Genomic DNA, 4,863 nt, shown 5'->3' with positions numbered 1-4,863 from the left:
GGGGGCCGCGGGCGGGGCCGGCGCGGGGCCGGCCGCCATCGACGGCGTCGCATGGGTCACCGACGGGACAGCGGGGTCGGGCTCGGCGGACGACGTGCATCCGACCAGGAGCGCCGCAGCCGCGAGCACTCCGACGAGGGCATTCGGGACGGTCCTTGGCGCAGACATATGGTCCGACGATAACGGCACAGGACCCATCGGGCCATGTCCTGATCGGCGGGCCGTTCGACAAAAGGTGCCCTGACGCGCGGTAGCGACCAAATATTCTGTCGGAGATGACGGGCGAGGGACAGGAGAGGCGATGACGGGTTCACTACCCCGCGACAAGAAGAGCGTGATGCTCATCGCCTTCGACGGCTCACCGACCGCGCGCCGCGCCGTGCACTACGCGGGCCGTTTCCTGACCGCGGACCGGTTCGTGGTGCTGACGGTGTGGTCGCCGCTGGACCGCAGTTCCGAACCGGCCGGTTACCGCTATGACCTGGACGGACCGCCCGATCCGGGCAACGACGACGAGATCGACATCGCGCTGGCCGAGGCGCAGCGGATCAACGACGAGGGCCTGGATCTGGCCCTGGCCATCGGGCTGCCCGCCGAGCCGCTGCGGCGGGCGGCCACGTTCTCCGTGTGGCAGACGATCATCGAGGCCGCCGACGACCTCGACGCCGACCTGATCGTCACCGGCACCCGCGCGACCACGGGTTTCCGGTCGCTGATCCAGTCCAGCGTGGCCGATCACGTGCTGCGCCGCGGGCACCGTCCGGTGCTCATCGTGCCGCCGCAGCCGTGATTGCGCCGCTCCAGCCCCTGACCAGCACCGTGCTAGGTTGGCCGCATGGATCGGTTTCTCGTGCCCGCTGCAGCCAGCATCGTCGTCGGCCTGCTGCTCGGCGCGGCGGCCGTGTTCGGTGTGACGTTGATGGTGCAGCAGGACACGAAGCCTCCTCTGCAGGCGGGCGATCCGGCGTCATCGGTGCTCAACAGGGTCGAGTACGGCGACCGGACCTGACCTGATCCAGCCGCTGTCGCGGCGCTGGTTGTGGGTGTCCGCCGCGGCGGCACTGGTCCTGACTTTCGCCCAGTCGCCCGGCCAGATCTCACCCGACACCAAGCTCGACCTCACCGCGAACCCCCTTCGTTTCCTGGCGCGCGCCTTCGACCTGTGGAACAGCGAGCTGCCGTTCGGGCAGGCGCAGAACCAGGCGTACGGCTACCTGTTCCCGCACGGCACCTTCTTCCTGGCCGGTGATCTGCTCGGTGTCCCGGACTGGGTGACCCAGCGGCTGTGGTGGACGCTGCTGCTGGTCGCCGGGTTCTGGGGGATGCTGCGGCTCGCCGAGGCCCTCGGGATCGGCACCACCACGTCGCGGGTGCTCGGCGCGGTGGCCTATGCGTTGTCGCCGCGGGTGCTGACCACGATCGGGGCCATCTCGTCGGAGACGCTGCCGATGATGCTGGCGCCGTGGGTGCTGCTGCCGATCGTGCTGGCGCTCCAGGGCGGGTCCGGAGGGGTGGGAGAGGCAGCGGGGGACTCCCGGGTGCGGGTGCTGGCGGCGCGTTCGGCGGTGGCGGTCGCGCTGATGGGCGCGGTCAATGCGGTCGCGACGCTGACCGCGTGCCTGTGCGCGGTTGTGTGGCTGCTGTGCCACCGGCCGAACCGGACATGGCGGCGGTTCATGGCGTGGTGGCTGCCGTGCGTGGCGCTCGCGGTGATCTGGTGGGTGGTCGCGCTGCTGCACCTGGGCCGCATCAGCCCGCCGTTCCTGGACTTCATCGAGTCCTCCGGCGTGACCACGCAGTGGATGTCGCTGACGGAGATGCTGCGCGGCACCGGCGCGTGGACCCCGTACGTCGCACCGACCGCCACGGCGGGCGCGCCGCTGGTCACCGGCTCGGTGTCGGTGCTGGCGACGACGTTGGTCGCCGCGGGCGGGCTGGCCGGTCTCGCGCTGGCCACCATGCCGGCGCGCGGACGTCTGGTGACGATGCTGCTGGTCGGCGTCGCACTGCTGGCCGCGGGCTACTCCGGCGGTCTCGGGTCGCCGATCGCGCACCACGTCCAGGCCTTCCTCGACGCCGAGGGCACCCCGCTGCGCAACCTGCACAAGCTGGACCCGCTGCTGCGGTTGCCGCTCGCGCTCGGCCTGGCCCATCTGCTCGGGCGGATCCCGTTGCCGGGCAGCGCACCGCGGCCGGTGTGGCGGAACGCCTTCGCCCACCCCGAGCAGGACAAGCGCGTTGCGGTCGGCATCGTGCTGCTGTGCGCGCTGACCGCGGCCACCTCGCTGGCCTGGACCGGCCGCCTGACGCCACCGGGCGCGTTCGACGGGATACCGCAGTACTGGTACCAGACCGCGGAGTGGCTGGACGACAACGACACCGGCGGCCGCGTGCTCGTCGCGCCCGGCGCGCCGTTCGCCACCCAGGTCTGGGGCAACAGCCACGACGAACCGCTGCAGGTGCTCGGCGACAGTGCGTGGGGGGTGCGCGACTCCATCCCGCTCACGCCACCGGAGACGATCCGCGCACTGGACTCGGTGCAGCGCCTGTTCGCCGCGGGCCGGCCGTCGGCGGGCCTGGCCGACACCCTGGCCCGGCAGGGCATCTCGTATGTGGTGGTGCGCAACGACCTGGACCCCGACACGTCGCGGTCGGCGCGGCCCATCCTGGTGCACCGCGCGATCGACGGGTCCCCCGGCCTGACCAAGGTCGCCGAGTTCGGCGATCCCGTCGGCCCCGGCACGCTGGCCGGCTTCGTCACCGACAGCGGGCTCCGTCCGCGCTACCCGGCCGTCGAGATCTACCGCGTGGACCGTCCCGGCTCGCTGGAACCGTATGTGGCCGACACCGATTCGATGCCCCGGGTGGACGGCGGACCCGAGGTGCTGTTGCGCCTGGACGAGCGCCGCAGGCTTGCGGGGCAGGAGCCGACGGGTCCCGCACTGCTCACCCAGGACGCCGAGCGCGCCGGGCTGCCGGTGCCGCTGGTGACCGTCACCGACACCCCCACCGCCCGGGAGACCGACTACGGCCGCGTCGACGACCACTCGTCGGCGATCCGCGGACCCGACGACGCGCGCAACACGTTCAACCGGGTGCCCGACTATCCGGCCACCGGAGCCGATCTCGTGTACGGCCAGTGGGGCGGCGGCCGGGTCTCGGTGTCCAGCGCGGCGTCGGACTCCACCGCACTGCCCAATGTGTCGCCGTCCTCGGGTCCGGCGTCGGCGATCGACGGGGACGCCTCGACCAGCTGGGTGTCCAATTCGCTGCAGACCGCGCTGGGCCAGTGGCTGCAGGTCGATTTCGACCGCCCGGTCACCAACGCCACGCTCACCCTCACCCCGAGCGCCACCGCGGTCGGCGCGCAGGTGCGCCGGCTCGAGGTGTCGACCGTCAACGGCACCAGCACCGTGCGCTTCGACGAGGCGGGCAAACCGATGACCGTGGCGCTGCCCTACGGCGAGTCGCCGTGGGTGCGGATCACCGCGACGGGCACCGACGACGGATCCCCCGGGGTGCAGTTCGGCATCACCGACATCCACGTCACGCAGTACGACGCAAACGGGTTCGCGCACGCGGTGAACCTCCGGCACACCGTCGAGGTTCCGGCTCCGCCCTCGGGTTCGGCTGTCGCGCAATGGGATCTGGGTTCCGAACTACTGGGCCGGGCCGGCTGCGCACAGAGCCCGACCGGGGCCCGCTGCGCCGCGGCGATGGCGCTGGCCGCCGAGGAACCGGTGAACCTGAGCCGGACGCTGAGCGTGCCCGAGCCGACCGAGGTGACCCCGACGGTGTGGGTGCGTGGCCGCCAGGGACCCAACCTGGCCGAGCTGATCGCCCAGCCCGACACCACCCGGGCCTACGGCGACTCCGACCCGATCGACGTCCTCGGCTCGGCGTACGCGGCCACCGACGGCGATCCCGGGACCGCGTGGACGGCGCCGCAGCGCAGCGTGCAGCCGCACGCCCCGCCGTCGCTGGAGATCAAACTCGCTGCCGCAGAGGAGGTTTCGGCGATCCGGGTGACACCGGGCGCGTCCCCGCTGCCGGCCGACCCGACCCTGATCGCGGTGGACCTCGGGGACGGACCGCAGGTCCGCCGGATGACCGACGGCACCGAGACCTTCCGGCTGCACCCGCGGGTCACCGACACCGTGACGGTGTGGCTGATGGACTGGGACGACGTGATCGACCGCACCTCACTGGGTTTCGATCAACTCAAACCGCCGGGCCTGGCGGAGGTGGTGCTGCTCGACGGACGCGGCGCCCCGATCGGGGCGGCCGACGCGGCCGCCAACCGGGCACGGACGGTGAGCCTGCCGTGCGGCCGCGGCCCGGTGATCGGCGTCGCGGGTGAGTTCGTCCAGACCTCGGTGACCGCCACCGTCGGCGCGCTGCTCGACGGTGACCCGATCCCGGCCCGCCCGTGCCGCACCGCGCCGATCCCGTTGCCCGCCGGGCAGCAGGAGCTGGTGATCAGCCCCGGGGCCCCGCTGATCGTCGACGGCGTGCAGTTGGACACCCCGCTGGCCGACCGCATCGGCACCGCGCGCACCGCCGCGGTCACCGTCGACCGGTGGACCAGCGTCGACCGCGAGGTCACGGTGGAACCGTCGGAGAGTTCGCGCATCCTCGTCGTCCCCGAGAGCGCCAACCCCGGGTGGACCGCGCACACCGCCGACGGCGCGACGCTGGACTCCGTCACGGTCAACGGCTGGCAGCAGGGCTGGGTGCTGCCCGCGGGCAGCGGCGGCGCCGTGACACTGGACTTCGCCTACAACGACACCTACCGGGCCGGGCTGATCGGCGGGCTGGCGCTGCTGCCGTTGCTGTTCGCGCTGGCGTTCCTGCCGATGCGCC

3 protein-coding genes are annotated in these 4,863 nt (G+C 72.5%); all 3 read left to right on the top strand.

The window, feature by feature from the left end; translation table 11 throughout:
• Positions 1–301: 301 nt before the first annotated feature.
• The gene (locus MVA01S_RS28590; RefSeq protein WP_060941796.1) at positions 302–790 is read left to right on the top strand and encodes a universal stress protein; all 489 of its coding nucleotides are present in this window, start codon (positions 302–304) and stop codon (positions 788–790) included.
• Positions 791–835: 45 nt separating this feature from the next.
• The gene (locus tag MVA01S_RS30665) at positions 836–1,009 is read left to right on the top strand and encodes a DUF2613 domain-containing protein (RefSeq protein ID WP_003933939.1); all 174 of its coding nucleotides are present in this window, start codon (positions 836–838) and stop codon (positions 1,007–1,009) included.
• 4 nt (positions 1,010–1,013) lie between these two features.
• On the top strand, positions 1,014–4,863 hold a 3,850-nt coding region (locus MVA01S_RS28585; protein WP_218006072.1), incomplete at its 3' end, for an alpha-(1->3)-arabinofuranosyltransferase.

This window comes from Mycolicibacterium vaccae NBRC 14118 = CIP 105934, from assembly GCF_001552715.1.
Lineage (GTDB): Bacteria > Actinomycetota > Actinomycetes > Mycobacteriales > Mycobacteriaceae > Mycobacterium > Mycobacterium vaccae.
Note: the sequence above shows the minus strand (reverse complement) of the source record. Positions and strands in the feature narration are given on the sequence as shown.